The sequence below is a fragment of the Neisseria sp. HMSC70E02 genome, from assembly GCF_001838645.1.
Classification (GTDB): Bacteria; Pseudomonadota; Gammaproteobacteria; order Burkholderiales; family Neisseriaceae; genus Neisseria; species Neisseria macacae.
This window is the reverse complement of record NZ_KV838101.1, coordinates 994-6538: the sequence shown is the minus strand read 5'-3', so window position 1 is coordinate 6538 and position 5545 is coordinate 994. Positions and strand designations below refer to the sequence as shown.

The 5545-nt window shown below is 50.9% G+C and carries 5 protein-coding genes; 3 read left to right on the top strand and 2 right to left on the bottom strand.

Annotation, left to right across the window (positions count from 1 at the left end):
* Positions 1-117: 117 nt before the first annotated feature.
* Entirely contained in the window at positions 118-576 is a 459-nt protein-coding gene (locus tag HMPREF3277_RS08335) for an META domain-containing protein (RefSeq protein ID WP_070870773.1), read from the bottom strand.
* A gap of 93 nt (positions 577-669) precedes the next feature.
* Positions 670-1827 (bottom strand): trans-sulfuration enzyme family protein, encoded by a 1158-nt coding sequence (locus HMPREF3277_RS08330; protein ID WP_070870771.1) that lies wholly within the window; start codon positions 1825-1827, stop codon positions 670-672.
* 181 nt (positions 1828-2008) lie between these two features.
* Between HMPREF3277_RS08330 and folE2 the strand changes: the two genes are divergently transcribed.
* From folE2 to HMPREF3277_RS08315, 3 genes are all read left to right on the top strand, one after another.
* A complete protein-coding gene (gene folE2, locus HMPREF3277_RS08325) occupies positions 2009-2782 on the top strand; it encodes a GTP cyclohydrolase FolE2 (RefSeq protein ID WP_036490819.1) in 774 nt (257 codons plus the stop codon).
* A 395-nt stretch (positions 2783-3177) separates the two neighbouring features.
* Complete coding sequence (dsbD, locus tag HMPREF3277_RS08320) at positions 3178-4983, top strand: protein-disulfide reductase DsbD (RefSeq protein WP_070870769.1); 1806 nt, start codon at positions 3178-3180, stop codon at positions 4981-4983.
* Between the two features lie 122 nt (positions 4984-5105).
* Complete coding sequence (locus HMPREF3277_RS08315) at positions 5106-5492, top strand: hypothetical protein (protein ID WP_049224344.1); 387 nt, start codon at positions 5106-5108, stop codon at positions 5490-5492.
* Positions 5493-5545 lie beyond the last annotated feature (53 nt).

The window sequence follows — 5545 nt, the reverse complement described above, 5'->3', positions numbered from 1 at the left end:
CTTGTCCTGATTTAAATTTAATCCACTATATTATACCCGTTCGCTTGACGAAAGGTCGTCTGAAAACCTGATTGCCCGGTTTTCAGACGACCTTTAAGCGGAACTGAAACTCAAATTTTACGGCTGACGGCGCAGGCGCATGGTTTTGCCGTTTTGCTCCAAAATCAAATCATTGCCGTCGAAACGATAGTTCCACACGCTTTTCATGTTCAAGAAAGCCTCTTCCAGCTTCATGTCTTCACACAGCATCATCGTCGTGGCAATCGGACCAAAATCAATTTTGCCCGCTCCGGCTTCCTGCGCTTGAAGCGTCAAATGATTGCAACCCATCTTGCCATGAGCCTTGGGCATTTTGCTCAAATCCAAAAAAGCGGTTCTGCCCGCCAAATCTTTTTCGGTGAATTTGCCGAAAGAAACCACAAACCATTTCGCTGCCAAAGCCGGCGTTGACGCTTGACGCGGTTCGGATGGTTTTTCAGACGACGTGACAGGTTGGGACGGCTGCGGTTTTTCAGCAGGCGAAGTACAGGCGGTCAGAATGATTGCGGTCATAAGGGTGGAGATCAGGGTTTTCATGATTTTGCCTTTCTAACGTGAGGTCAGCTAAAAGGTCGTCTGAAACCGCTCTAGCAAAACCTGCCATGCACTTTTCAGACGACCTATTTGTCTTTACAGCGTCGTATCCAAGGCCTTGGAAATATCGTTCCAAATATCATCCGCGTCTTCAATACCGATGGAGAAGCGCAGCAGGCCGACTTTGATGCCCATTTCCATTTTCACATCATGCGGCACGCCACTGTGGGACTGGGAATAGCAATGGTTGACCAGACTTTCGACGCCGCCGAGGCTGGACGCCATTTTGACCAATTTCATGTTTTTAATCACGCTGTTTGCCGCTTCGCGCGTGTCGTTTTTCAAATAAACCGTTACCACGCCGCCTATGCCTTTGGGCATTTGGGTTTTCGCCAGTTCGTAATGTTCGTGCGACGGCAGGCCGGGGTAGAACACTTTTTCCACGGCAGGATGGGCTTCGAGGCGGCAGGCGATGTCGAGCGCGTTTTTGCAGTGCGCCTCCATGCGCAAGGCGAGCGTTTTGATGCCGCGCAACACCAGCCAGCAATCCATCGGGCCGGCAATCGCGCCGGTATGCACCATCATGTCGTGCAACGGTTTTGCCAGTTCTTTGGTTTTGACAGCAACGATGCCCATCAATACGTCGGAGTGTCCGCAAAGGTATTTGGTGGCGGAGTGGAACACGATGTCGCAGCCCATTTCCAGCGGCTGTTGCAGATACGGCGTGGCGAAGGTGTTGTCGATGCCGACCAACGCGCCGGCTGCGTGGGCTTTGGCGGCAAGCGCTTTGATGTCCACTAGCCGCAAAAGCGGATTGGACGGGGTTTCCAGCCAAACCAGTTTCACCTTGTGCGCGGCAAGCAGTTCGTCCAAGCGGTTGGGGTTGCCCAAATCGGCAAAGACAACGTTCACGCCCCACTCTTTATAGACGTCAACCAACAAGTCATACGCGCCGCCGTAAATATCGGCAACGGCGACGATGGTATCGCCTGGTCGCAGGAAGGTACGCCACACGGCATCAATGCCTGCCATACCGCTGGAAAAGGCAAAACCCGCCGCCCCGCGTTCCAAATCGGCAACCGTATCTTCCAAAACCTGACGGGTCGGATTGCTCAGGCGCGAATAGCGGTAGGGAACCTGCTCGCCGATTTCGTGCAGCGCGAACATACTGTTCTGATAAATCGGCGGCATCAGCGCGCGGTTGTGTTCGTCGCAATCGTAGCTGGAATGGATGACTTTGGTGGCGAATTTCATCTCGGTTCAACCTTGTAAAGATATGAATAATTCAGGATTTTATCACTATCCGAAAAATAGAAACAATCAATGCGGACACGGTTTGCAAGTGATATAATCTCGCATTTGCAAAACGGACGGCATGAATCCGTTTCCAAACGACACACACCCCAACAATCCGACAATTAAGGACAAACAACGCATGAACGCCATTGCAGACGTGCAATCCAGCCGAGATTTACGCAATCTGCCGATTAACCAGGTCGGTATCAAAGACCTGCGCTTTCCGATTACTTTGAATACCGCCGAAGGCAGCCAATCCACCGTCGCCCGCCTGACCATGACGGTTTTCCTGCCCGCCGACCAAAAAGGCACGCATATGTCGCGCTTCGTGGCGTTGATGGAACAACAAACCGAGGCTTTGGATTTCGACAGGCTGCACAAACTGACTGCCGAAATGGTTGCGCTTTTAGACTCCCATTCCGGCAAAATCAGCGTTTCCTTCCCCTTCTTCCGCAAAAAATCCGCCCCTGTTTCCGGCATCCAATCTCTGCTGGACTATGACGTTACCCTGACAGGCGAAATCAAAAACGGCGCATACAGCCATAATTTGAAAGTCATGGTGCCCGTAACCTCTTTGTGTCCGTGTTCCAAAGAAATTTCCCAATACGGCGCGCACAACCAACGCTCGCACGTTACCGTCAGCCTGACCGCCAACGCCGAAGTCGGTATCGAGGAAATCATCGACTGTGTCGAAGCGCAGGCAAGCTGCCAGCTTTACGGCCTGCTCAAACGCCCCGATGAAAAATACGTTACCGAAAAAGCCTATGAAAACCCGAAATTCGTGGAAGACATGGTGCGCGACGTAGCCACCGCGCTGATTGCCGACGGACGCATCGAAAGCTTCATCGTCGAGAGCGAAAACTTCGAATCGATACACAACCACTCGGCTTACGCTTATATTGCTTATCCTTAAACAAGCAAAAAAAAATTGGAAAGGTCGTCTGAAAACCGGAAAATCAGTTTTCAGACGACCTTTCCCGTTCCAATCGGCTATGAAAAAGAGACAATCCGACGGGCATCATCTATCAAGCAGTCCGATAATCCCCCCTCGCAACGATTATAGTGGAATTAACATAAATCAGGACAAGGCGACGAAGCCGTAGACAGTACAGATAGTACGGAACCGATTCACTTGGTGCTTCAGCACCTTAGAGAATCGTTCTCTTTGAGCTAAGGAGAGGTAACGCCGTACTGGTTTAAAGTTAATCCACTATAAAAAACAATCGCTGCTTTTAATATAAATTAAGGCCTATAAACGGCTGCTGCGTTTATAATGCGCCTGTTCAACCCTTCCACCGAGAAGACGCCATGAAAAAACTCCTTTACTTCTTTACCGCCTTTTTTGCCCTGTGTTCCAACGCGTTCGCTGTAAACGCCGACGATTTGCTGCCGCCTGAAAAAGCGTTCGTGCCGCAAGTGAACGTTACCGACAAAGGCATCAACGTCGAATTCAAAATCGCCGACGGCTACTATATGTACCAATCGAAAATCGTTGCCGCCACCGCGCCTGAAGGCGTATTGGGCGAACCGGTTTTCAGCAAAGGCGAAGCCAAAGAAGATGAGTTTTTCGGCAAACAAACCGTGTTCCACCGCGCCGCGCAGGTCAACTGGCCTTACAAAAAAGCCGCGCCGACCTACAAGCTGACGTTGACTTATCAAGGTTGCGCCGAAGCCGGCGTATGTTACCCGCCTGTGGACACGTCTTTTGAGATTAATGGCAACGGCCTGTACCAGCCGCAAAGCGACGAACCCATATCCGCCAAAGACCGCTTCCTGCAACCCGATTCCGCCAAACCATCCCCCGCCGCCGCGCCTAAAGCCTCGCAAAACGACGACAGCAGCCGCTTCAAATTATCGTGGGACACATTAAACGCCAACCTGTTGGCGTTTTTTACCGCAGGGGTATTCTTGAGCTTTACCGCCTGTATGTATCCGCTTTTACCGATTGTTTCCAGCATTATTGTCGGCGATAAAACCGCCGGCAAAGGCCGCGCCTTCGCACTGTCCGTAGCGTATGTGCAAGGTTTGGCACTGACCTACACGCTGGTCGGCGTCATCGCAGGCTTGACGGGCGCGCTTCTGACCGTATGGCTGCAACAGGCATGGGTCGTCCTTGCCGCCGCAGGCCTGATGGTCGTCCTCGCGCTTTCCATGTTCGGACTCTTCAACATCCAACTGCCCAACGCCGTCCAATCCTATTTCCAAAACCAAAGCAGCAAACTCTCCGGCGGCAAAATCTTCTCCGTCTTCGTCATGGGCATACTCTCCGCGCTGATCGTCGGCCCCTGCGTCGCCCCGCCGCTCGGATTCGCCTTGGGCTATATCGGACAAACCGGTGATGCCGTTTTGGGCGGGCTGGCGTTGTATGTCTTGGCACTCGGCACCGGCGTTCCGCTGATCCTCATCGGCACATTCGGCGGCCACGTCCTGCCCAAAGCAGGCGACTGGATGAACGGCATTAAATACGCCTTCGGCTTCATCCTGCTTGCTGTAGCCGTCTATCTCGCCACACCGCACCTGCCCTACTACCTCGTGGTCGCGCTTTACACCCTGCTCATGATCGTCCCTGCCGTCATGTTGCTGGTTAAATCCGGCAAACAAAAAGGTCGTCTGAAAACCACAGCCTCCGTTTTGGGCTTCCTGCTCATCATCGGCGGCGCATGGTTCGGCTGGCAAAGCGCAAACAAACAAACCACCGCCCTGCACCACTTTCTGACGCTCTCTCCTCCGTCCGAAGCAGGCAAAACCACCGACCACGGCAAAATGTTCACCGACGTCGCCGAACTCAAAGCCGCCATGGACGCCGCATTGAAAGCCAACCCCGACAAACCCGTCGTTTTGGATTTCTATGCCGACTGGTGTATTTCCTGCAAAGAAATGGCAAACTACACGCTCAACCAGCCGCAAGTGCATGAAGCCGTCGATATGGAACGCTTCTTCCAAATCGACGTAACCGCCAACACGCCCGAACATCAGGCACTCTACAAAGAATACGGAATCTACGGCCCGCCGGGCATATTCGCCATCCACGCCGACGGCCGCCGCAGCGACCCCTTGCTCGGCTTCGCCAAACCGGACGAATTCATCGACTGGTACAAACAAAACGAAAAATAAAGATGAAAGGTCGTCTGAAAACCTGAAACAGGGTTTTCAGACGACCTTTTTAAATGGTGGGTTTCAACCTAGCTTACTTTCCCACCAACCGGTAAATCAGTTTCGATTTTTGGTAAATTTAAATGAGCAAAACATATAAAGTCAGCCCTGAATATATAAGAATTTTTCTTGGATTATTACACGAAGGTGTCGATGACAGACTTGAAGGATTATCAGGTATGAATTTGGTAAATCGAGATAGTGTAAAAAAATTAGTGGAAGAATATCTGTATCCTGAATATCAAAACTTACCCATATCAACCCGATTCAGAATTAAAGAGAGTTTAAGGTTTGGCTTAAATTTCTGGACGGAAGAAAAGCTATATGATCAATTTCCCAGCACCGATGCAGCCTTTGAAATCCCTCAACAAATGACCGCAAAAGAACTGTATAAGCAAATTTGGGATAATATGTTCGATCATGAAGACATCACTGTTCTCGACATGACGAAATATCAGGAATCGAACTGAAACTGGCAAACTTTAGCCTATATATAGTGGATTAAATTTAAATCAGGACAAGG